We start from the raw sequence: 20,582 nt of genomic DNA, 5'->3' as shown, positions 1-20,582 counted from the left end.
TCTCTCAGACGATCAACCGGAGACGCCAATGCCTTCCAGCTTCTCGAGCTCCGTCTTGGGATCGAAGCCGGCAGGCGGGAACTTCGGGTCCATCTCCTCGATCGTCTCGATCAGCAGCCGGGCGATCAGCCAGTTGCGGTACCACTTGCGGTCGGCCGGGACGGCGTACCAGGGCGCGGCCGCCGTGGAGGTCTTGGCGAAGATGTCGGCGTAGGCCTTCTGGTAGTCGTTCCACCGGGCACGCGCGTCGAGGTCGGCGGGGTCGTACTTCCACCACTTCGCCGGATTCTCCAGCCTCGCCTTGAGGCGCTTCAGCTGCTCCTCCGGCGAGATGTCGAGGAAGACCTTCACCATCGTCGTCCCGGCCTCGGTCAGCTCCTGCTCGAACGCGTTGATCTCGGCGTAGCGCTTGCGCCATTCCTCGGCGGGCACCAGCTTCTGCACACGCGGCACCAGGATGTCCTCGTACTGGGAACGGTCGAAGACGCCGATCTGCCCCGGCGCGGGGAGCTGTTTGCGGATCCGCCACAGATAGTGGTGACGCCGCTCGGCCGCGGTGGGCTTCTTGAACCCCGCGTACCGTACGCCCATCGGGTTGACCAGGCCGAGGACGTGACCCACCGTGCCGCCCTTGCCGGAGGTGTCCATCCCCTGCAGGACCAGCAGGACGCTGCGGTTTCCACCGCCGACACCCTCCGCGTAGAGGGCCTCCTGCAGTGCGGCGAGCCTGCCTCCGGCGGCGGCGAGATCTTCGAGCCCCTTGAGCTTCTTATGCGGCCCGACCGGGAACGAGCCCGGATCGTGCCGCTCGGTCCCCTTGCCGATCCGCAACGTGTCCCGGACGGAGACGGTGTCCTTTTTCGCCATCCGGCGACGATAACCGCGGTCCGGATCTCGCGCCTGCGATGCGCGAAGACCGTGATGCATGATTTCGCCACCCGAAGGCGTCGATGCGCAACGAACGACGGGTCAAAGCAACGTTTCCCGGATGAAAGCAGACGGAAGGGGATCTAACCTGAACGCATGACGACCGCCGACTTCATCGCGCTCGACGAGCAGTGGAGCACCCACAACTACCACCCCCTGCCCGTGGTGATCGCCACCGCCGAGGGCGCTTCGGTCACCGACGTCGAAGGCAAGACCTACCTCGACTTCCTCTCCGGCTACTCGGCGCTGAACTTCGGGCATCGCCACCCCGGGCTCATCGCCGCCGCGGTCGAACAGTTCGGCCGGGTGACGCTGACCTCCCGCGCCTTCCACCACGACCAGCTCGGGCTGTTCTGCCGGGAGCTCGCCGAGCTGACCGGCACCGAGATGACCCTGCCGATGAACTCCGGTGCGGAAGCCGTCGAGTCCGCGGTGAAGATCGCCAGGAAGTGGGCGTATCGCGTCAAGGGCGTCCCCGACGGGTCCGCGGAGATCATCGTCGCCGGCTCGAACTTCCACGGCCGGACGACGACCATCGTGTCCTTCTCCACCGACGAGACCGCGCGCGCCGACTTCGGCCCGTTCACCCCCGGCTTCGTCACGGTCAAGTACGGTGACGCCGAAGCGCTGCGCGACGCCGTCACCGAACGCACCGCCGCGATCCTGCTGGAGCCGGTGCAGGGCGAGGCGGGCGTGATCGTGCCGCCTGCCGGCTACTTCGCCGAGGTGCGGCGGCTGTGCGACGAGCACGGCGTCCTGCTGATCGCCGACGAGATCCAGTCCGGTCTCGCCCGCACCGGCACCGTCCTCGCGCTCGACCACGAAGGCGTCCGCGCCGACGTCTACACCCTGGGCAAGGCGCTCGGCGGCGGCATCATGCCGGTGTCGGCGGTGGTCGGCGGCAAGGACGTGCTCGGCGTGCTGCGCCCGGGTGAGCACGGCTCCACCTTCGGCGGGAACCCGGTCGCCTGCGCGATCGGACGGGCCGTGGTCGGGCTGCTGAAGACCGGCGAGTTCCAGGAGCGCTCGCGGGAACTGGGCGCCCATCTGCACTCGCGGCTCGGCGAACTGGTCGGCAACGGGCTCGCCGAGGTCCGCGGGCGCGGGCTCTGGGCGGGGATCGACATCGCGCCCGGCGGGCCGACCGGCCGGGAGGCGTCCACCGCGCTGGCCGAACGCGGCGTGCTGTGCAAGGAGACGCACGACCACACGCTGCGGATCGCGCCGCCGCTGGTGATCACGCGCGAAGAACTCGACCGCGGTATCGACGTCATCACGGAGGTCGTCAGGACCCGGTGAACGTTTCGGGCGGGCTGTACGTTGCCTGTCCATGGGAGACGAGCGGGAATGGGTGGAGCGGCCACTGGTCGGCACCGAGACGGTGTCGCCGGAGGACTGGTCCGCCAGGGGCAAGGCGCTGCGAGCCGAGGCGCCGACGTCCGCGCACGATCACGCGGCGGCCGGCGAGGGCCGGCCGAGCGTGGCGGAATTCTTCACGCGAAGCAACGAAGGCCGTCTGCCGGAGCTGGTGGAACTGCGGCGCGAGCGCATGCTCGCGTCGCCGTTCACCTTCTACCGCGGCACCGCCGGGCTGATGGCCGCGGATCTGGCGGGTTCGCCGTCGTCCGGGCTGACGGCGCAGCTCTGCGGGGACGCGCATGCCGCGAACTTCGGGCTGTACGGCACGCCCGAGGGCCAGATCGTCATGGACATCAACGACTTCGACGAATCCGTGCCGGGCCCGTGGGAGTGGGACCTCAAACGGCTCGCCGCGAGCCTCGTCCTGGCCGGACGCGAAAGCGGCATCGGCGAGTCGGGCTGCCGTGAGGCCGCCGAGGACGCGGCCAAGTCGTACCGGCGTACGATCCGGGGCCTGGCGGAACTGCCGTTCCTGCGGTCGTGGAACGCGCTGCCGGACGCGTCGGTGCTGAGCGAGGTCAAGGCGCACGACCTGATCGACGACTTCGAGGAAGCGGCCGAGAAGGCGCGGAAGAACACCAGCGCCAAGGTCACCGCGAAATGGACCCGGCGGATCGACGACCACGAGACCGGTCTCGAACGGCACCGGTTCGTCGAAGACCCGCCGGTGCTCACCCACGTCGACGACGTGACGGTGGAAGCGGTCGTCACCGGTTTGGTTTCCTATGTGGACACCCTGCGGGAGTCGCGGCGGACGCTGATCTCGCGGTACCGGGTGTCCGACGTGGCCTTCCGGGTGGTCGGCACCGGCAGCGTGGGCCTGCGCAGCTACGTCGCGCTGCTGCACGGGAACTCCGGCGAAGACCTCGTCCTGCAAGTGAAGCAGGCCAACCCGTCGGCGTTGGCGCCGTATCTCGGGCTGGCTTCGCCGGAGCACGAGGGCCGCCGGATCGTCGAGGGCGCGCGGCTCGTGCAGGCCGAGACCGACATCCTGCTCGGCTGGACGACCATCGACGGTATGCCGTACATCGTGCGGCAGTTCCGGAACCTCAAGGGCGACATCGATCCGGCGGAACTGAAGAAGGACCACCTCGACGACTACGGCCGCCTGGCGGGCGCGTTGCTGGCGCGGGCACACGCACGGTCACTGCATCCGCGGATGCTGGCGGGGTACTTCGAGGACGACGAAGCCCTCGACGAGGCCATCGGGGCTTACGCCGCGCGCTACGCGGATCAGACCGAAGCGGACTTCGCCGCTTTCGCCGCTCTCTGACCGCACGCACGACACAGTAGAGGAGCCATCACCCCATAGGTGGCGCGGCTTCTGGACAGCCGACGAGGCCGGTCGCGCTCATAAGTGTCCACAAAGGACATTTGCTGCCGATCGAATGCCCGGTTGATGGCCGTGCACGGTTCCGCGCGAGGTCGGAGGCAGGCGCGAAATCGCTGAAGAGCCGCCGCCGTGGTTCTCTCACGGGAGTACATGAAGGCCCCCTTCCTTGCGTCTAGCGCAAGGAAGGGGGCCTTCATGTACTCCAGGCGCACCGGCACAGCCGACGAAACCCGACCTCACCCTGCCCGAAGTACGTGAAGGCCTGCGATCAGCCCAAGCCGGAACGCAGCCCCTTCGTCTCGCGAGCCGTCCCCGCATGGTGACCGAGCACCCGTCACGTAATCTCGCCGGATGAACGGAAGAGCGCCGTACGGGCTGGTCGCGGTCACCTGCGCGGTGATCATGGTCGTGCTCGGGATGCTGGTCTCGGGCCAAAGGCAGTCCGGCCCCGACGAGCTCGCCGTCAGGTGGGTGGAGCGCATCTTCGGCCCCGACACGGCCCTTCTCCGGCTGCTGGTGTCGCCGACCGAGGCCTACGTCCTCATCCCGGTCGCGGTCCTCACCGCCGTTCTCTGCCTGGTCGGCGGTCGCCAGCCCGAAGCGGTGCTGACCATGGTCGCCCCGCTCGTCGCGATCCTCGTGAACACCTGGGTGCTCAAGCCGCTCTTCGGCCGCTGGAAATACACCTACCTCGCCTACCCGAGCGGGCATACCGTCGCGCTGGTCGCGGTGCTGACCGTACTCGTCCTGCTCGCCCGTCCCGGGGTCGCGACGGGCGTGATCGCGGTCGTGGGCGTGGTGGTGCTCGGCGGGGTCACGATCGGCATGATCGGCCTCGGCTACCACTACCTGACCGACGTCGTGGGCGGCACGCTGTTCGCCGTCGCGACCGTCTGCGCGACATGGGTGCTGCTCACCTGGGCTGCACGGCGTCGCGCGCCAGTGCCGTCAGACGGCTGACCGCGCGCAGGTACTTCTTGCGGTAGCCGCCGTTCACCATCTCCTCGGTGAACAGGTCCGGCACCGGCTCACCCGAGACCACCAGCGGGATGGCGCGGTCGTAGAGCCGGTCGGCGAAGGCGACCAGCCGCAGTCCGACGTTCTGGTCGGGAACCGGGTGGATGTCGCGCAGGTGTACCCGGGTCACGCCGTCGAGAAGCCTGCCGTAGCGCGAAGGGTGCAGCCCGCCGAGGTGGTCGCACAACGCGTCGAAATCGTCCACCGTGGACCCGGGATGCGCGGCGGCGGAGGCTTCCAGCTCCTCCGCGGTCGCGGGCGGCGGCGCGTCCGGCAGGCCGCGGTGGCGATAGTCCGGGCCGTCGACCCGGCAGACGCCGAACCGCGCGGACAACGACTGGATCTCGCGCAGGAAGTCCGCCGCGGCGAACCTGCCCTCGCCGAGTTTGTCGGGCAGCGTGTTGGAGGTCGCCGCCACGAAGACGCCCGCCGAGATCAGCTCCTGCAGCAGGCGGGTGACGAGCATGGTGTCGCCGGGGTCGTCGAGTTCGAACTCGTCGATCGCGAGGAACCGGTGTTCGGAGAGCCGCCGCACCGCCTCGGCGAAACCCAGGGCGCCGACGAGGTGGGTCAGCTCCACGAAGGTCCCGTATGCCTTGGGTGACGGGGTTTCGTGCCACGTCGAAGCGAGCAGGTGCGTCTTGCCGACGCCGAAGCCGCCGTCGAGATAGAGCCCCATCGACCCGGACGGCGCCTCGTCCCCGCCGCCGAACAACGCGCGCAGCTTCGACTTCGGTTTCCGGTTCGCCGCTTCGGCCACGCGCTTCGCGAACGCGCTGCCGGTGGCGACGGCCTCGGCCTGGCTCGGCTCGTCCGGATCGGGCACGTAGGTGGAGAACCGGACCGCGTCGAACCGGGGCGGTGGGACGAGCGCGGTGATCAGCTCGTCGGCGGACAGCTCCGGACGGCGATCGATCAGGCGGGCGGGCATGCGCCGAGGGTAACGGCACCGGCGTCGGCCGTTCACTCTCCCTGACCGGGCGAATCCCCCGCTCAGCGGTGCCCTCGGACGCGTGTTGGGATGTCGGGGTGCAGCTTTTGTGGCCAACGACACCGGCGGAACCCGTCTCCGACGCCGACCTCGAGCGGCTCTACGGGTACCCCGAGGACATGACCGCCTTGACCCGTCCCTGGGTCCAGGTCAACTTCGTCAGCTCCGCCGACGGCGCGGCGGCGGTCGACGAGCTGTCCGAGGGGCTTTCGCACCCCGCGGACAAACGGATCTTCCTGCTGGGGCGGCTGCTTTCCGACGTGATCCTGGTCGGCGCGGGCACGGCCCGCGCCGAGGGCTACCGCGGCGCGCGCGTCGCTCCCGAACGCGCGGCCCGCCGGGTTTCGCTGGGGCTGTCCGAGGTTCCGCCGATCGCGGTGGTGACCCGTTCCGGTGAACTCGACCCCGAGGGCCCGTTGTTCACCGACACCAAGGTCTCGCCGATCGTCGTCACCACCGAGAAGGCGCCCCGAGCGGCGCTGGAACGCGCGGGAGCCGAGGTGCTCGTCGCCGGGGTCGAAGACGTCGACCTCCATCGGGCGCTCGACCTGCTGGGTGCGCGCGGACTGCGCCGGGTCGACTGCGAGGGCGGGCCGACGCTGTTCGCCGAGCTGATCGCGGCCGACCTCGTCGACCAGCTGTGCCTGACCGTCGCCCCGCTGCTGGCGGGCGCGGGCGAGAGCCGGATCGCCCACGGCCGCCCCGCCCCGGAACCGCGCCGGATGGACCTCGCGTCCGCGCTGTTCGAAGACGGCTTCACCATGCTGCGTTATCGCCGCCGGGAGAGCGGGTGAACGAGACCGCGCCGGTTCCGGACGAGGAACTGGCGGCCCGCGCCGCCGCCGGGGACCACGGCGCCTTCGACACCTTGGTCCGGCGGCACACGGCCAGGATGTACCGCGTGGCGCTGCGGATCACCGGCAGCGCGTCGGAAGCCGAGGACGTCGTCCAGGAGGCCTGGCTCTCCGCGTGGCGGGCGCTGCCCCGGTTCCGGTACGAGTCCGCGGTGTCCACCTGGCTCTACCGGGTGACGACGAACGGCGCGCTCGGCCAGGTCCGCCGCCGGAAACCGACCGTGCCGCTCGACGAGGGCGACGCGGGGGTCGTGCCCGGCCCGGAGGGTCAGGTGGTGCGGGCCGAGCAGGTCGGCACGGTCCTGCGCGCGATCGCCGAACTGGACGTCGGCCAGCGGATTCCGCTGATTCTGCGAGAATTCGAGGGGATGACCTACGACGAGGTGGCCGAGGTTCTGGAAGTCAGCGTGCCCGCTTTGCGCGCCCGCCTTCACCGCGCCAGGGTCGCGTTGCTGGCGAAACTCGGTGACAACTTCCGATCCGGGGAACGGTGATGAGCGAGGATCCGCGCGACGACCCCCGGTGGGAGCAGGTGCGCGCCGCCGCGAGCCGTCCGGTGCCGACACCGCCGGGACTCGTCGAACGAGTGCTCCGCTCGGTCAACGGCGTCCGTGGCAAGCACCCCACCGCCCCGCTCGACCTGCCGTCGGCGGGCGGCAAGACCCAGGTGTCGGAACGGGCGCTGGTGCTGATGACCAGGAAACTCGCCGCCGAGATCGGCCGTGACCTCGGCGGGGTGCACGTTTCGGCCGTCGCGCTGGAAGGAGACGCGGTGCAGGTGCTGGTCACCATCCGGTTCGGCGTCGAAGCGGCGCTCGCGGACGTCCTGCGCCGCCGGCTCGGCGCGGCGCTGACCGGCCAGCTCGGCTCGGCCCCGCCCGCGATCAACGTCCACGTCGTCGACGTGCATCCCGACTGAGATCGCTTCGGTACTACCGGGCAGGCCGCGAAACCACCTTCGTGACGTGAACAACGGGCCCGGGCTCACGACCGGCTCCCGGAACTGATTACCCCAATCGGGGGACATCGCATGACGGCTCGGCATGCGCGGGTGTCCTGGTCGGTGAGAGCGTAGGAACCGCCGCGTGCGCCAGTCGCGCGGCACCGGCCGAGAAGGAGCGAACTTCATGGCGCAGCCGAGCGCGAGCAGGCCCGACACCCTGGTCACGGGGTCGTCCCTCAACGAGGAAGGAGCCGCCGGCAAGACCACGATCTCGTCGGTGGTGGTGCAGAAGGTGGCGGGCATCGCCACCCGCGAGGTGACCGGGATCCACGCGCTGGGCGGCGGGGTCTCGCGGGCCTTCGGCGCGATCCGCGAGCGCATCCCCGGTTCCGGCACGGTCACCACGTCCGGTGTCTCGGTCGAGGTCGGCGAGAAGCAGGCCGCGATCGACCTCGACGTGGTCGTCGAGTACGGCGCGCGCATCGTCGACGTCGCGCGGGCGGTGCGCCGCAACGTGATCGGCCAGGTCGAGCAGATCACCGGCCTCGAGGTGATCGAGGTCAACATCGCGGTCAACGACATCCACCTGCCCGACGAGAACGGCGGCGAGACCGAGATCTCGCGGGTCGAGTGATGAACGGGACCCAGACCGGCCTGCTCGCCGGCCTCATCCTCGGCCTCGCCGCGACCCAGGGCTTCACCGCGTTCCTGGTGACGCTGGCCGTCGGCGTCCTCGGCCTCGTCCTCGGCCGGGTGCTCGACGGCGAACTCGACCTCGGCGATCTGTTCGGCCGGGGCCGCGACAAATGACCGTCCCGCCCGCACCGGAGGATCGCGGCACCCTCACCATCGCGCCCGCCGTGGTCCGCAAGATCGCGCAGCACGCCGCGGACCAGGTCGGCGGGACCACCCGTGCCGAGCGGCGGATCGCCGGGCTCGGGTTGGGAACCCACGGCGCGAGCGCGAAGGTCGGCGGCGAGGGCAACGACGTCGACCTCGTGCTGGACGTGGCGTTGCACTATCCGGCGCCGGTGCGGCGGATCGTCGGCGATCTGCGTGCCAAGGTCACCGAAGAGGTCGAGCGGATCACCTCGTACCAGGTCCGGGACGTCTCGGTGACGGTCTCCGCGCTCCTGCCCGACATCGCGCCCCGCGTCCGTTGAAGGAGCAACCGGTATGCGTTTGTTCGTCCGCCTGCTGTCCGCCCTGATCGGCCTGGCGCTGGCCGCCGCCGGGGTCCTGCTGGCGCTTGAGGTCGGCTGGGGCTGGTGGCGGCCGGGGCGTGGGCCGCTGTTCGTCCCGTGGGACGACTGGCGTGACAGGCTCGCGGGACTGTCCTGGAACGCTCCCCCGGTCCACTACCTCGCGATCGCCGTCGCGGTCGTGGGGCTGCTGCTGATCGTGGCCGCGGCCGCGGCCGGGCGGCGCGCCATCCGGCTGACCGATCCGGCGACCGAGGTCAGCGTGACCACCTCGCCGCGTTCGCTGGCGCGGCTGGTGGGCGTGACCGTGCGCGCGCAGGAAAACGTCGCGGGCGCGAAGGTCACCACCACCGCCAAGAAGATCCGTGTCCGCGCGACGAGCAGGCTGGAAACCGAAGGCGAGCTGCGACCGCGGCTGCTGAAGACGGTCTCCGGTCTGCTCGAAGACGTCCCGCTGGTGCGGCGGCCGAAGGTGTCGGTCGTCGTCGACTCCCCGAAGGACCGCCGATGACCCGTTCGGTCTCCGCCAAGGCACTCGGCCGGTCCACCGGCACGGAACGCGTCCTGACCGTCCTCATCGGACTCCTCGGCCTGCTCGGCGGGGCCGCGGTGCTCGTGGTCGGCGCGGGATGGCTCGGCACGCACCGCGCCACCCGGCCGCTCGTCGATCCGATCGCCCTCGACTGGCTGTCCCGGCACGCGCTCGCCGCCCGGATCGGCGCCCTCGTGCTCGGTGTCCTTCTGCTGTGGCTGGGACTGTGGTGGTTCTTCCGGTCGCTGCGCCCGGAAGGCCGTCCGGACCTCGAACTCGACGAAGATCTCGTGGTGACCTCTTCGGCCATTTCCGAGGCCGTCCGCGTCGACGCCGAGACCGTCGAGGGGGTCGGGCGCGCCCGGGTCCGCGCGGTCGGCGACAAGGAGAACCCGGCGTTGCGGATCACCCTCTGGCTACGCGAGGGCACCGACCTGAAACGGGTCTGGGAGCAGCTCGACCGCACGGTGCTGGTCCGCGCGCGGGAGTCACTCGGGGTCGAGGTCCTGCCGACCGCCGTCCGGATCGAACTCGACACGACGGCACCGCAACGGGTGCGCTGACCGCGCCGATACGGCGAGAATGGCCGTCATGTCCCTTCCCTTGACGCCGCCGATCAGGCCGATGCTCGCCAAACCGGCGAAGGCGATCCCCGATTCCGGCGGGCTGCTGTTCGAGCCGAAATGGGACGGGTACCGCTGCCTGGTGTTCCGCGACGGCGACGAACTGACGCTGCAATCACGGTCGGAGAAGCCGCTCAACCGGTACTTCCCCGAGGTCGTCGAGCGGCTGAAGGCCACGCTGCCCGAGCGGATCGTGCTGGACGGCGAACTGGTGGTCGCACGGGACGGGAAACTCGACTTCGACGCGCTCACCGACCGGGTCCATCCGGCCGAAAGCCGGATCAAGCTGCTGGCGGAAGAGACCCCGGCGGAGTTCGTCGCGTTCGACCTGCTGGCACTCGGCGACGAGTCCTTTCTGGACGAGCCCACGGCGAAGCGGCGGGAACGGCTGGAGAACCTGGCCTCCGACGGCATCCACCCGACCCCGGCCACTTCGGATCCGGCGATCGCGCGGCACTGGTTCGACCTGTTCGAGGGCGCGGGGCTCGACGGCGTCATCGGCAAACCGCTCGACGAGCCGTACAGCCCCGGCAAACGCGTGTTCCTGAAGTACAAGCACTCGCGCACCGCCGATTGCGTGCTCGCGGGGCTGCGCTGGCACGTCGACGGCGAACCGGGTGAGATGGTCGGCTCGTTCCTGCTCGGGCTCTACGACGAGAACGGGGTGCTGCACCACCCCGGCGTCGTCGGCTCGTTCCCGGTCACCCGGCGGCGTGAACTCGCCGAGGAGCTGGCACCGCTGATCACCGACGGCGCCGAGCACCCCTGGCTGGGTGACAACGTGCGGGAGAAGCAGCGGATCCCCGGCGGGATCACCCGGTGGAAGTCGAAGGAAGCCCCCTGGGTGCCACTGAAGCCGGAGAAGGTGGTCGAGGTCGGCTACGAGCACACGGAAGGCGGATATCCGTCGCGGTTCCGCCACACCGCGCAGTTCAAACGCTGGCGCCCCGACCGCGAAACGGACTCCTGCACCTACGCCCAGCTCGACGAGGTCGCCCGCTACGACCTGGACGCGGTGTTCCGCGGCGAGGTGAAACGCACCCGCTAACCGGGGCCTGACACGTCACCTGCGAAGCTCGTCCCGAGCTTTGTCATGCCCGGAGAGTGAGGACCAGCCCGTGCGCCCCGCCAGCACCGTCCGCCGCAGGCCACGGCTGATCCTGAGGACCGTCCTGGTCTCGGCCGTGCTCGCGGGCTGCACCGCCGGGCCGTCGGTACGGCCGGCGGTGATCGACAACGACGGCGAACCCGGCCCCGGCGGGGCGGCGACGGCGCAGCAGGTGCCGTTGCCGCCGCTCGCCGAACCGCGGTCGCCGTCGATCACCTGGGAGGACTGCGACGAGGCGACCCGGCAGCGGCTGGGCCGTCCGTCCGTGCCGGACACGCTGAAGTTCTCGTGCGCCAGGGTGCCCACCACGCTCGACGCGCCGGACCTGCCCGGCCGCGGCCTCTCGCGGCTGTCGGTGGTCAAGACCGGTGGCGGGCCGATCCCGCTCGCCGTGGTCAACGACGTCGACGGCGAGCCTGGCTCGCTGTACGCCGCGCGGCTGGCCGCGACGTTGCCGCCCGAGTTCCTGCGGAAGTTCTCCCTGATCGGCGTGGACCGGCGCGGGACCGGGACGTCCGCGCCGGTGCAGTGCATCCCGGCGGAGATCCGCACCGACCTGCTCGGCGGTGACCCGGCCGCGGGTGACCTCGAAAACGTCGTCGACGCGGCGCGCAGGGCCGGCCAGCAGTGCGCCATCGAACTGGACGACTCGCAGGTCGCGATGGACAGCTGGCGCGCCGCCGGTGATCTCGAAGAACTCCGGAAACAACTGGGCACCGACAAGCTGCACGCGCTGGGCCGCGGCGACGGCTCGAAGGTCCTCGCCGAATACGCCGTGCGGTTCCCCGCGCAGGTCGGCCGCGTGATGCTCGACGGCCTGCCCGACCCGGCCCCCGACGCCGCGGCCGTGCAGGAATCCGTCGCCGCGAGCGCACAGGCCACCCTCGACGCGTTCGGCGCCGACTGCGTCGCCAGGGGCTGCCCGATCGGTGACGCGCGATCGGCCGTGACCGCCGTCGCGGACCGGCTCCGCTCCGCCCCCGCGACGACCACCGACGGCGCGGAGATCACGCCGGGGATCGCGCTGTACGCCGTCTACTCCGGCCTCGCGCAGCGTGAGCGCTGGGTCGAACTCGCGGAAGCGCTCAAGACCGCGCAGACCGGCGACGTCACGCCGCTGGCCGCGTTCGCCGAACCCGTGCTGGAGGACTCCCGTGCGCGGCCGTCGCGGCTGGACGGCACGATCGCGACCAAATGCAACGACAGCGCGACCCGGCTCTCCGCCGAAGAACTCACCCGCGCGACCACGACCCTGCGCGACAAGCACCCGCAGTTCGGTGTCCTGGCCGCGCAGCAGCTGGCGTGGTGCAGCCCGTGGCCGGTGCGCCGCGAACCACTTCCGCCCGCCGGCGCTCCGGGCGCGCCGCCGATCCTCGTCGCGGGCACCGCGACCGACCCGGTCACGCCGGAGCAGGGCACCGGCCGGGCCGCCGACCAGATGCCGAGCGCGGTGACGATCACCTGGCAGGGCGCCGGGCACGGGGCGCTGAGCCTCTCGCCGTGTGTCGCGGACGCGACGCGGGCGTTCCTGATCGACGGGAAGGTCCCCGTCGACGGGACCCTGTGCCCGGCCTGAGCCGTGTCGGGTTTCGTGAGTACTCGGGGTCGGTCTCACGCCACTTACCACTCGCGACGCGCCACCGCACCGGCCGCCGTGAGATGAAGGACGCTTTCATGGCGAATTTCGCCATGAAAGCGTCCTTCATCTCACGCGCGGGAAGGGACGACCCCGTGCGCCGTTACTGCCGGTAAGACTCCACCTCGGACACCGGCCGTGCCGAGGCCTGGTCCGGGTCCTCGTCGAATTCGACGCGTGCCCGCCGCTGCCGCAGCAGGTCCCAGCACTGGTCCAGCTGCTGTTCCACACTCGCGAGCCGGGATCGGTCGTCCGAACTCAGCCCGGTGCCGATCGCCCGCGAACGGAGTTCGTGCTCCTCGCTGACCAGCTCGTCGATCCGGCTGAGGATGTCACCGTCGGCCATCTGCGCCTCCCGCAAAACCTGGTTGCTCCATCCGAGACGCTACGCGCACTCGCGGGAATGTGCGTACCGCCCGATTCGTTACGCCGGGCATGAGCACTGTGGAGCTGACCGCCGCCAACTTCGATCAGGTCGTGTCGGACAACGACTTCGTGATCATCGACTTCTGGGCGGGCTGGTGCATGCCGTGCCGCCAGTTCGCGCCGACCTACGAGAAGGTGTCGGGCAACCACGACGACATCGTTTTCGCGAGCGTCGACACCGAGGCCGAGCAGCAGCTGGCCGCGGCCTTCGACGTGCGTTCGATCCCCACGCTCGCGGTCATCCGCGACAAGACGGTCATCTACGCGCAGCCGGGCGCGCTCCCGGAGAAGACGCTGGAAGACCTCATCCAGCAGGCGCGCGACATCGACATGGACAAGCTCAAGGAAGAGGCGGCCACGGAGGCCTGACGAGTATGGAGAAGGGGCCCTTCCCGGCGGGTTTCACCGGGAAGGGCCCCTTTGTCTTTCGGCGGAACGGTGCCGCCGGGGGCCGGGTCAGCCCCGGGTGGCGAGTCCGCGCAGGAAGAACGCCAGGTTCGCCGGGCGTTCCGCCAGCCTGCGCATGAAATAGCCGTACCATTCGTCGCCGTAGGGGACGTAGACGCGCATCGTCTTCCCGTCGCCGGCGATCCGGCGCTGCTCTTCGGGGCGGATCCCGTACAGCATCTGGAATTCGTGGTCGTCCGCCTTGCGGTCCGCCTCCATCGCGAGCTTCTCGGCGATCGCGATCATCCGCGGGTCGTGCGAGGCGACCATCGGGTAACCCTTGCCCTGCATGAGGATCTTCAGGCAGCGCACGTAGGACTTGTCCACTTCGGACTTGTCCTGGAACGCGACCTCCTCGGGTTCGGCGTACGCGCCCTTGCACAGCCGGACGCGGGACCCCCCGGTCGCCAGGTCGCGGCAGTCCTGTTCGGTCCGCCGCAGGTAGGCCTGCAGCACCGCGCCGACCCAGGGGTACTCGGTGCGCAGTTCCCGCAGGATGCCCAGCGTCGAATCGGTGGTGGTGTGGTCCTCCATGTCGAGGGTCACCGTGGCACCGACCGCTTCGGCCGCCGCGCAGATCTTGCGGGCGTTCTCCAGCGCGACCTTCTCGCCGTCGGCGGGCAGGAACTGGCCGACGGCGGACAGCTTCACCGAGACGTCCGCGCCGAACGCGAGGCCGTCGGCCGCCAGCGCGGTGAGCAGTTCCTCGTAGGCGCGGACGGTCGTGGCGGCCTGCTCGGCGTCGGTGGTGTCCTCGCCGAGGTGGTCGAGGGTGACCCGGAGGCCGTCGTCGGCCAGTTCGCGGACCACCCGGGCGGCGTCGGGCGTCTTCGCACCGGCGACGAACCGGCTCACCACCGATCGGGTGGCGGGGACGACCTCGACCAGCTCGCGCATCCGCCGGGATCGGGCGGCGGCGAGCAACGGGGCACGCAACATCACGGACTCCTGGAGAAACTCAGCCCTGGTGGGGGTAGCGGACGCTGGTGGGCGGAACGAAGGTCTCCTTGATCGAGCGCGGGCTCGTCCAGCGGAGCAGGTTGAACACCGAACCGGCCTTGTCGTTGGTGCCGGAAGCGCGGGCACCGCCGAAGGGCTGCTGGCCGACGACCGCGCCGGTCGGCTTGTCGTTGACGTAGAAGTTGCCGGCGGCGAAGCGCAGCGCCTCGGCCGCCTTCGCGACGGCCGTGCGGTCGGTCGCGACGACCGCGCCGGTGAGCGCGTAGTCGGCGGTCTCGTCGATCAGCTTCAGGACGTTGTCGTAGCCCTCGTCGGTGTCGTCGGAGTAGACGTGCAGCGCGAGGATCGGGCCGAAGTACTCGGTGCGGAAGATCTCGTGCTCCGGGTTGTCCGAAACCAGGATCGTCGGGCGCACGAAGTAGCCGACGCTGTCGTCCGCGGTGCCACCGGCGATGACGTCGATTTCGGGGTCTTCGGCGGCGCTGGCCAGCACGGCCGCGTGCTTGTCGAAGGCGCGGCGGTCGATCACGGCACCACCGAAGTTGTCCAGGTCGGTGACGTCGCCGTAAGTGATGGCTTCGGTCTCGGAGACCAGCTCGTCCTTCAGGCTCGCCCAGAGCGAACGCGGGACGTAGGCGCGGGACGCGGCCGAGCACTTCTGGCCCTGGTACTCGAAGGCGCCGCGGATCAGCGCGGTGCGCAGGATGTCGACGTCGGCCGAGGCGTGCGCGAGCACGAAGTCCTTGCCGCCGGTCTCGCCGACCAGGCGCGGGTACGAGCGGTAGCCGGAGATGTTGGCGCCGACGGTGGCCCACAGGTGCTGGAAGGTCGGGGTGGAGCCGGTGAAGTGGATGCCGGCCAGGTCGCGGTGGGTCAGGGCGACCTCGGAGACGGCCTTGCCGTCGCCGGGGAGCAGGTTGATGACACCCGGCGGCATACCGGCCTCTTCGAGCAGCCGCATCAGCATGTGTGCGGCATAGCTCTGCGTCGGCGACGGCTTCCACAGCACGACGTTGCCCATCAGCGCGGGCGCGGTCGGCAGGTTGCCGGAGATCGCGGTGAAGTTGAACGGGGTGATGGCGTACACGAAGCCCTCGAGCGGGCGGTGCTCCATCCGGTTCCAGATCCCGGGCGAGCTGACCGGCTGCTCGGCGAGGATCTGGCGGCCGAAGGCGACGTTGAACCGCCAGAAGTCGATCAGCTCGCAGGCGGAGTCGATCTCGGCCTGGAAGGCGGTCTTCGACTGGCCGAGCATGGTGGCGGCGTTCAGCTTGGCGCGCCACGGGCCCGCCAGCAGGTCGGCGGCACGCAGGATGATCGCGGCGCGGTCGTCGAAGGACAGCGCGCGCCAGCCGGGGGCGGCGGCCTTGGCCGCGGCGATCGCGTCGTGGGTGTCCTGCGCGGTCGCGCTGTGGATGACGCCCAGCACCGCCTTGTGGTTGTGCGGCTGGACGACCTCGATCTTCTCGCCGCCGCCCTTGCGCTGCTCACCGCCGATCGTCGCGGTGAGGTCGATGGGGTCGGCGTTGCCCAGCGACTTGAGCGCGCCCTCGAGTTCAGCGCGCTCGGCGCTGCCCGGTGCGTAGGTCAGCACCGGCTCGTTCTGCGGGGCGGGGGTCTGGGTCACGGCGTCCACTGACTGCTCCTGACTGCACTTCGCCGGATATGAGGTCTTACTCCGAACGGTAGCCCGGACGGCCCGCCGACGGCTTGTCCGACTGGCTAGAATCAGGGTGACCATCTTGTCCGATCGGCCTATTCGGTGATGACAGCGGCTATTCAGACGACGCCTGGCGCCTCCCTGCGGCACGTCCTCGCCACCCTCGGGGAGCCGCTGGTCAGAGTGCTCGCGGCGCCGAACGGACTCGGCGTCGGAGTGGACGACGTCGTCATCCACGATCCGGAGGATCCACCCGACGTCCATCCGGGTGACCTCGTCCTGGTGATCGGCGCTCGGGGGCGCTCCGCCGCGGGGGCGATCCGGGCGGCGGGACGGTCCGGGGCGGCCGCCGTCGCGATCAAGAACGGCATGGCCGTGGTGAACGTCGCGGCCGACGCGGGGATCGCGCTGATCGAGGTCGGCCACGAAGCGCGCTGGGAGCAGGTCGAGGCGTTGGCCAGGGGCGTCGTCGACGCGGCCCGCGCGGGTGGCGAGGCGGACAGCGGCGAGGTGCTCGGCGATCTGTTCTCGCTCGCGCAGACCATCGCGACGCTGACCGGTGGCCTCGTCAGCATCGAAGACACCGCGAGCCGCGTGCTGGCCTATTCACGGGCCGGTGACGAGGTGGACGAACTGCGCAGGCTCTCCATCCTCGGCCGCGAAGGTCCGGAACGCTACCTCGCGATGCTGCGTGAATGGGGTGTTTACCAGCGTCTTCGCGCCGGCGAGGGCATCGTCCGCATCGACGAGCGGCCCGATCTCGGCATCCGGCGGCGGATCGCGGCCGGCATCCACGCCGGGTCGCAGCCGCTGGGCACGATCTGGGTCCAGGAGGGCGCGCATCCGCTCACCGAAAGCGCGGAAGTCGCCTTGCTCGGCGCGAGCCGGGCCCTCGCGCCGCGGCTGATCCGGCACCGGACCTTGCCCAGCCCGGAACTCCGGTTGCGCGAGGATCTGCTGGCCGGACTGCTCGACGGCCGTCTGGACGTGGAGTCCGTCGCCGACGACATCGGCGCCGATCCCGGGAAACCCGCGATGGTGCTGGGCTTCTCGCTCCCCCGCGACCGCGCCGCGACCGACCGGCAGCTGCGCCGCGCGGAGCTGGTGCATCTGATCACCGTGCACACCGCCGCGTACCGGCGGAGCGCGCTGGTGAGTGTGATCGGTGGCCGCGTCTACGCGCTCCTTCCCGACCTCCCTGAGCACGCCGAGCCGCGGATCTTGGCGCTGGCCAAGGAAATCGTCGGCACCGCGCAACGACATCTCGACGTCCGGGTGCGCGCGGCGCTGGGCGGTGTCGTGCCGCGCCTCTCCGACGCGGCGGCCTCCCGTGGCGACGCGGACCGTGTGCTGGCGACGATGGCGCGCGGGCACGGGACCGCGGACGTCGCCTCGCTGGCGGACGTCCGCGCCGAGGTCCTGCTTTCGGAAGTGCTCGCCTTCGTGAGCGAGCAGCCGCGCATCCGCGATCCGCGGCTGGCCGAACTGGTCGCGCACGACGCCGACCACGGCGGCATCCTGGTGCCCGCGGTACTCGCCTACCTCGACGCGTTCGGTGACGTGCGCAAAGCGGCGCGCGAGCTGAACATCCACCCGAACACGGTCCGCTACCGGGTGCGCCGCGCCGGCGAGGTGTCCGGCATCGACCTGGACGACCCCGCGCAGCGCATCCTCACCCAGCTCTTGTTGCGCCTCTAGGCGTTTCCCGCCCCCGCGTTCAGTCCTCTGGATGCCTTCGTTGCACGCGCAAGGACCGCATCCAGCGGACTGAACACGGGCAGGGTCAGGACACGGCCGCCAGGCTGCGCAGCCCGGCGACCTCGGCCAGCCCGCGATAGGAGTCCAGCCGCTCGGCCTGGTCGAAGGTACTGGTGGTCACCAGGATCTCGTCGGCGCCGGTCTTCGCGACGAGGTCGGCCAGCCGGTCGCCCAGCTCATCGGGAGTGCCGGCGAGCTGGCCGTCGAGCGCCCGGTCCAGCCGTTCCCGATCGCGATCCGACAGCGGCCCGGCGAGGATCTCCTCCACCGGCGAAAGCGGCGGGAAGACGCCGTGCGTCCGCGAGTAGACCGTCGACCAAGCTTCGGGGATCAGCAACCGGCGGGCCCGTTCGGTCGACTCGGCGACCGCGATCGCCGTCGACACCACGACATACGGTCGCGAAGCCTGCGCGGAAGACCGGAAGCGGGAGCGATAACCCTCGATGGCTTCGAGCAGCGGCCCTTCACCCCGGACCGGCGCGATCACCAGCGGCAGCCCCAGTTCCGCGGCCAGCTTCGCCCCGGCCCCGGTGGCCAGCAGGAAGGCGGGCACGCGCAGGCCTTCCGCCGGCACGGCGTGCACGCCCGGATACGCGGTCTGGTCGCCCGCGAGGAAGCCCAGCAGTTCCCGGACCTGGTCGCCGAAGCGATCGGCGTCGTCCTTCTCGTGGCCGAGCGCCCGCCGGACGCCACCGGTGAACCCGACCGACCGGCCCAGTCCCATGTCGATCCGGCCGGGGAAGAGTGATTCGAGCACGCCGAACTGCTCCGCGACCACGAGCGGCCGGTGGTTCGGCAGCATCACGCCGCCGGTGCCGACGCGGATCCGCTCGGTCGCCGAGGCGACCGCGGCCGCCAGGACCGTGGGCGCCGAGCCTGCGACGCCGGGCACGCTGTGGTGTTCGGAAACCCAGAACCGGTGATAGCCCAAGGCTTCGATGTCCCGCGCGAAGGCGACCGTCTCCCGCAGGGCGCGAGGCGCGTCGCCACCGCGGCGGGTCGGGGACCGGTCCAGTACCGAAAGCCTGATCACCTTCGGGTCAACGCGGCCGCACCCGGCGGGCATTCCCCGGTCAGGGGCGCCAGCGCTCGCTGTAGTCCGGGTGATCGGCGTGCGGCAGAGCCAGCAGCCGCAGGGTGAGGCACCAGTTCGTGCCGGCCTCGTCGGCGGGGACATGGCACGTCTCGCACCAATACTCATTGCCGTACAAGGGGAAACCCGGGACCTTCTCGGAAACCGTGGTGCGGTGCGCCTGCAGGAGCCGCCGGGTCGCCTCGATCTCGTTGATCATCTGCTTGACCGCGTCGAGTTCGATGTCGTTCAGCGAACGGATCTTCTTTTCGATGACGACCTTGGTCTCACCACGATTGAGCGATTCGTCGATCTCGGTCTTCTTGACCGCCTGCATGATCACCGCCTGGCGTTGCCCCACCCGCGCGGCGAGAAAGGCGATCAGGTCGTCCACAGGTACTCCTTCGTCCTCCCCCAGCCTAGTGTTCGGAGGGAAATGTCGCTGGCAGGAAGCCCGGCGTTACGGCCGGGTCCCGTGCGTCACACAGTCTCGTATCGATCCACCGCGCGGCGGTGACTGGTTTCTGGATCGACACGAAAGCGCAATCACTCCGGGAGCAAAACGAAGAAAAAGCGGATCGCCGGTACGAATCGGTCACCGAGAACGCACAAGTCGTCACGAAATGCGTTCCCGTCCGCAAGCCATCAAGCGGGGTCGTTCCGCGCCTTGCTCGGCTGGACACGCTTCGGCTCGCCCGGCATTTTCGGGTAGTCCGGGGGATACGGCATCTCGCCGAGACCACGGTCGCGTTCGTCCCGCGCGTACCACTCCAGCAGGGTCTCGATGCCGAACGCCCGCTCGTCCATCGGCGCGTGCAGGTCACCGCGTTCGGCGTAGAAGGCGCCTGCGGTAAGGACGTCGAAGTCGTCCGGGTCCACTTCGGTCAGGAGGTCCCAGGTGAGCGGCATGGACACCGTCGCGCGCGGGGTGCCGCGGACCGACCAGGCCGACGCCACGGTGCGGTCGCGCGCGGCCTGGTTGTAGTCGATGAAAACCCGGCCGCCGCGTTCTTCCTTCCACCACGCGATGGTCGCCTTCTCCGGGATCCGGCGCTCGACCTCGCGGCCCAGCGCGATCACCGCGTGCCGGACGTCGATGAAGTCCCATTCCGGCCGGATCCGCACCAGGACGTGCACGCCGCGGCCGCCCGAGGTCTTCGGATAGCCGACCAGCCCCGCCGAGTCGAGGACCTCACGCACCACGGCGGCGACCTCGACCGCGTCGGAGAATCCCGCCTCGTCCGGCGGGTCCACGTCGATGCGGAGTTCGTCGGGATGGTCGACGTCGGGCCGCCGCACCGGCCACGGGTGGAAGTCGAAGGTGCTCAGGTTCGCCGCCCAGGCGAACACGGCGGGCTCGGTCGGGCAGACCTCTTCCGCCGTCCGGCCCGACGGGAAGGTGATCTTCGCGGTCTCCACCCACTCCGGGGCACCCTTCGGCACGCGCTTGGAGTAGAACCAATCACCCTCGACACCATCGCGGTAGCGCTTCAACGTCGTCGGCCGCTCCCCGATCGCGCGCAACAGCGGCTCGCCGACCGCGACGTAGTGCTCCACGACCTGGCGCTTCGTGATCCCCTTGGCCGGGAAATACACCTTGTCCGGGCTGGACACCCGGACCTTGCGCTCGCCTGCCTCGACCTCGATCGGCTCACCGTTCTTGGGCATGCGCCC

23 protein-coding genes are annotated in these 20,582 nt (G+C 70.4%); 15 read left to right on the top strand and 8 right to left on the bottom strand.

Features of this window, described 5'->3' with window-relative positions:
* Positions 1-12: 12 nt before the first annotated feature.
* Positions 13-867 carry a PPK2 family polyphosphate kinase gene (locus P3102_RS13170; RefSeq protein WP_276369311.1) on the bottom strand — a complete coding sequence of 285 codons (855 nt, stop codon included), beginning with the start codon at positions 865-867 and terminating at the stop codon, positions 13-15.
* Between the two features lie 156 nt (positions 868-1,023).
* Here P3102_RS13170 and rocD point away from each other — a divergent pair, with 156 nt between their 5' ends.
* From rocD to P3102_RS13155, 3 genes are all read left to right on the top strand, one after another.
* On the top strand, positions 1,024-2,226 hold the full coding sequence (rocD, locus tag P3102_RS13165; protein ID WP_276369309.1) for an ornithine--oxo-acid transaminase: 1,203 nt from the start codon (positions 1,024-1,026) through the stop codon (positions 2,224-2,226).
* A 31-nt stretch (positions 2,227-2,257) separates the two neighbouring features.
* Positions 2,258-3,619: a DUF2252 domain-containing protein gene (locus P3102_RS13160; RefSeq protein WP_276369308.1), complete on the top strand. Its 1,362-nt coding sequence runs from the start codon at positions 2,258-2,260 to the stop codon at positions 3,617-3,619.
* A 411-nt stretch (positions 3,620-4,030) separates the two neighbouring features.
* The gene (locus tag P3102_RS13155) at positions 4,031-4,639 is read left to right on the top strand and encodes a phosphatase PAP2 family protein (protein ID WP_276369306.1); all 609 of its coding nucleotides are present in this window, start codon (positions 4,031-4,033) and stop codon (positions 4,637-4,639) included.
* Here the strand turns inward: P3102_RS13155 and zapE are convergent.
* A complete protein-coding gene (zapE, locus tag P3102_RS13150; protein WP_276369305.1) occupies positions 4,593-5,627 on the bottom strand; it encodes a cell division protein ZapE in 1,035 nt (344 codons plus the stop codon). The two genes, P3102_RS13155 and zapE, sit on opposite strands and share 47 nt — an antisense overlap.
* A gap of 98 nt (positions 5,628-5,725) precedes the next feature.
* Between zapE and P3102_RS13145 the strand changes: the two genes are divergently transcribed.
* The 10 genes from P3102_RS13145 to P3102_RS13100 all read left to right on the top strand — a co-directional run bounded on the left by P3102_RS13145 (position 5,726) and on the right by P3102_RS13100 (position 12,525).
* Complete coding sequence (locus tag P3102_RS13145) at positions 5,726-6,481, top strand: pyrimidine reductase family protein (RefSeq protein WP_276369303.1); 756 nt, start codon at positions 5,726-5,728, stop codon at positions 6,479-6,481.
* Positions 6,478-7,035 carry a sigma-70 family RNA polymerase sigma factor gene (locus P3102_RS13140; RefSeq protein ID WP_276369301.1) on the top strand — a complete coding sequence of 186 codons (558 nt, stop codon included), beginning with the start codon at positions 6,478-6,480 and terminating at the stop codon, positions 7,033-7,035. The genes P3102_RS13145 and P3102_RS13140 overlap by 4 nt, the downstream gene beginning before the upstream one ends.
* Positions 7,035-7,460 carry a hypothetical protein gene (locus P3102_RS13135; RefSeq protein ID WP_276369299.1) on the top strand — a complete coding sequence of 142 codons (426 nt, stop codon included), beginning with the start codon at positions 7,035-7,037 and terminating at the stop codon, positions 7,458-7,460. Before P3102_RS13140 ends, P3102_RS13135 begins: the two co-directional genes overlap by 1 nt.
* Before the next feature lie 208 nt (positions 7,461-7,668).
* Positions 7,669-8,118 (top strand): Asp23/Gls24 family envelope stress response protein, encoded by a 450-nt coding sequence (locus P3102_RS13130; RefSeq protein WP_276369297.1) that lies wholly within the window; start codon positions 7,669-7,671, stop codon positions 8,116-8,118.
* Positions 8,118-8,294, top strand: coding sequence for a hypothetical protein (locus P3102_RS13125; protein WP_276369296.1), 177 nt, complete (start codon positions 8,118-8,120; stop codon positions 8,292-8,294). Before P3102_RS13130 ends, P3102_RS13125 begins: the two co-directional genes overlap by 1 nt.
* A complete protein-coding gene (locus P3102_RS13120; protein WP_276369294.1) occupies positions 8,291-8,647 on the top strand; it encodes an Asp23/Gls24 family envelope stress response protein in 357 nt (118 codons plus the stop codon). The genes P3102_RS13125 and P3102_RS13120 overlap by 4 nt, the downstream gene beginning before the upstream one ends.
* 13 nt (positions 8,648-8,660) lie before the next feature.
* On the top strand, positions 8,661-9,197 hold the full coding sequence (locus P3102_RS13115; protein ID WP_276369292.1) for a DUF6286 domain-containing protein: 537 nt from the start codon (positions 8,661-8,663) through the stop codon (positions 9,195-9,197).
* Positions 9,194-9,781 (top strand): alkaline shock response membrane anchor protein AmaP, encoded by a 588-nt coding sequence (locus tag P3102_RS13110; RefSeq protein ID WP_276369290.1) that lies wholly within the window; start codon positions 9,194-9,196, stop codon positions 9,779-9,781. Before P3102_RS13115 ends, P3102_RS13110 begins: the two co-directional genes overlap by 4 nt.
* A 28-nt stretch (positions 9,782-9,809) precedes the next feature.
* On the top strand, positions 9,810-10,889 hold the full coding sequence (locus P3102_RS13105; protein WP_276369288.1) for an ATP-dependent DNA ligase: 1,080 nt from the start codon (positions 9,810-9,812) through the stop codon (positions 10,887-10,889).
* A 70-nt stretch (positions 10,890-10,959) separates the two neighbouring features.
* The gene (locus P3102_RS13100) at positions 10,960-12,525 is read left to right on the top strand and encodes an alpha/beta hydrolase (RefSeq protein ID WP_276369286.1); all 1,566 of its coding nucleotides are present in this window, start codon (positions 10,960-10,962) and stop codon (positions 12,523-12,525) included.
* A gap of 163 nt (positions 12,526-12,688) precedes the next feature.
* Here P3102_RS13100 and P3102_RS13095 read toward each other — a convergent pair whose 3' ends face one another.
* Positions 12,689-12,931 (bottom strand): DUF2630 family protein, encoded by a 243-nt coding sequence (locus P3102_RS13095; protein ID WP_037343824.1) that lies wholly within the window; start codon positions 12,929-12,931, stop codon positions 12,689-12,691.
* Between the two features lie 89 nt (positions 12,932-13,020).
* Here P3102_RS13095 and P3102_RS13090 point away from each other — a divergent pair, with 89 nt between their 5' ends.
* The gene (locus P3102_RS13090; protein WP_276369285.1) at positions 13,021-13,380 is read left to right on the top strand and encodes a thioredoxin family protein; all 360 of its coding nucleotides are present in this window, start codon (positions 13,021-13,023) and stop codon (positions 13,378-13,380) included.
* An 87-nt stretch (positions 13,381-13,467) separates the two neighbouring features.
* Here P3102_RS13090 and P3102_RS13085 read toward each other — a convergent pair whose 3' ends face one another.
* The gene (locus P3102_RS13085; protein ID WP_276369283.1) at positions 13,468-14,397 is read right to left on the bottom strand and encodes a proline dehydrogenase family protein; all 930 of its coding nucleotides are present in this window, start codon (positions 14,395-14,397) and stop codon (positions 13,468-13,470) included.
* Between the two features lie 19 nt (positions 14,398-14,416).
* Positions 14,417-16,054 carry an L-glutamate gamma-semialdehyde dehydrogenase gene (pruA, locus tag P3102_RS13080; protein WP_276369282.1) on the bottom strand — a complete coding sequence of 546 codons (1,638 nt, stop codon included), beginning with the start codon at positions 16,052-16,054 and terminating at the stop codon, positions 14,417-14,419.
* 129 nt (positions 16,055-16,183) lie between these two features.
* Between pruA and P3102_RS13075 the strand changes: the two genes are divergently transcribed.
* Positions 16,184-17,776, top strand: coding sequence for a helix-turn-helix domain-containing protein (locus P3102_RS13075; RefSeq protein ID WP_276369280.1), 1,593 nt, complete (start codon positions 16,184-16,186; stop codon positions 17,774-17,776).
* 85 nt (positions 17,777-17,861) lie between these two features.
* On the opposite strand, the gene P3102_RS13070 is transcribed toward P3102_RS13075, so the two are convergent.
* From P3102_RS13070 to P3102_RS13060, 3 genes are all read right to left on the bottom strand, one after another.
* Complete coding sequence (locus P3102_RS13070) at positions 17,862-18,902, bottom strand: LLM class flavin-dependent oxidoreductase (RefSeq protein WP_276369279.1); 1,041 nt, start codon at positions 18,900-18,902, stop codon at positions 17,862-17,864.
* 7 nt (positions 18,903-18,909) lie between these two features.
* The gene (locus P3102_RS13065; protein ID WP_276369277.1) at positions 18,910-19,302 is read right to left on the bottom strand and encodes a DUF6221 family protein; all 393 of its coding nucleotides are present in this window, start codon (positions 19,300-19,302) and stop codon (positions 18,910-18,912) included.
* Positions 19,303-19,553: 251 nt separating this feature from the next.
* Positions 19,554-20,576 (bottom strand): DNA polymerase domain-containing protein, encoded by a 1,023-nt coding sequence (locus P3102_RS13060; RefSeq protein ID WP_276369275.1) that lies wholly within the window; start codon positions 20,574-20,576, stop codon positions 19,554-19,556.
* Between the last annotated feature and the right edge of the window lie 6 nt (positions 20,577-20,582).

The sequence above is a fragment of the Amycolatopsis sp. QT-25 genome (genome assembly GCF_029369745.1).
In the GTDB taxonomy this organism is placed as follows: domain Bacteria; phylum Actinomycetota; class Actinomycetes; order Mycobacteriales; family Pseudonocardiaceae; genus Amycolatopsis.
The sequence above is the reverse complement of the archived record's forward strand: the minus strand, read 5'-3'. Positions and strand labels throughout refer to the sequence as shown.

What these genes read in the sequence shown, in the direction of transcription:
- P3102_RS13125 (WP_276369296.1), top strand. Translation starts at nt 8,118, where the DNA reads ATGAACGGGACCCAGACCGGCCTGCTCGCCGGCCTCATCCTCGGCCTC.
- P3102_RS13135 (WP_276369299.1), top strand. Translation starts at nt 7,035, where the DNA reads ATGAGCGAGGATCCGCGCGACGACCCCCGGTGGGAGCAGGTGCGCGCC.
- P3102_RS13095 (WP_037343824.1), bottom strand. Translation starts at nt 12,931, where the DNA reads ATGGCCGACGGTGACATCCTCAGCCGGATCGACGAGCTGGTCAGCGAG.
- P3102_RS13075 (WP_276369280.1), top strand. Translation starts at nt 16,184, where the DNA reads ATGACAGCGGCTATTCAGACGACGCCTGGCGCCTCCCTGCGGCACGTC.
- P3102_RS13130 (WP_276369297.1), top strand. Translation starts at nt 7,669, where the DNA reads ATGGCGCAGCCGAGCGCGAGCAGGCCCGACACCCTGGTCACGGGGTCG.
- P3102_RS13070 (WP_276369279.1), bottom strand. Translation starts at nt 18,902, where the DNA reads ATGCCCGCCGGGTGCGGCCGCGTTGACCCGAAGGTGATCAGGCTTTCG.
- rocD (WP_276369309.1), top strand. Translation starts at nt 1,024, where the DNA reads ATGACGACCGCCGACTTCATCGCGCTCGACGAGCAGTGGAGCACCCAC.
- P3102_RS13085 (WP_276369283.1), bottom strand. Translation starts at nt 14,397, where the DNA reads ATGTTGCGTGCCCCGTTGCTCGCCGCCGCCCGATCCCGGCGGATGCGC.
- P3102_RS13155 (WP_276369306.1), top strand. Translation starts at nt 4,031, where the DNA reads ATGAACGGAAGAGCGCCGTACGGGCTGGTCGCGGTCACCTGCGCGGTG.
- P3102_RS13120 (WP_276369294.1), top strand. Translation starts at nt 8,291, where the DNA reads ATGACCGTCCCGCCCGCACCGGAGGATCGCGGCACCCTCACCATCGCG.
- P3102_RS13090 (WP_276369285.1), top strand. Translation starts at nt 13,021, where the DNA reads ATGAGCACTGTGGAGCTGACCGCCGCCAACTTCGATCAGGTCGTGTCG.
- P3102_RS13115 (WP_276369292.1), top strand. Translation starts at nt 8,661, where the DNA reads ATGCGTTTGTTCGTCCGCCTGCTGTCCGCCCTGATCGGCCTGGCGCTG.
- P3102_RS13105 (WP_276369288.1), top strand. Translation starts at nt 9,810, where the DNA reads ATGTCCCTTCCCTTGACGCCGCCGATCAGGCCGATGCTCGCCAAACCG.
- P3102_RS13170 (WP_276369311.1), bottom strand. Translation starts at nt 867, where the DNA reads ATGGCGAAAAAGGACACCGTCTCCGTCCGGGACACGTTGCGGATCGGC.
- zapE (WP_276369305.1), bottom strand. Translation starts at nt 5,627, where the DNA reads ATGCCCGCCCGCCTGATCGATCGCCGTCCGGAGCTGTCCGCCGACGAG.
- P3102_RS13110 (WP_276369290.1), top strand. Translation starts at nt 9,194, where the DNA reads ATGACCCGTTCGGTCTCCGCCAAGGCACTCGGCCGGTCCACCGGCACG.
- P3102_RS13160 (WP_276369308.1), top strand. Translation starts at nt 2,258, where the DNA reads ATGGGAGACGAGCGGGAATGGGTGGAGCGGCCACTGGTCGGCACCGAG.
- P3102_RS13060 (WP_276369275.1), bottom strand. Translation starts at nt 20,576, where the DNA reads ATGCCCAAGAACGGTGAGCCGATCGAGGTCGAGGCAGGCGAGCGCAAG.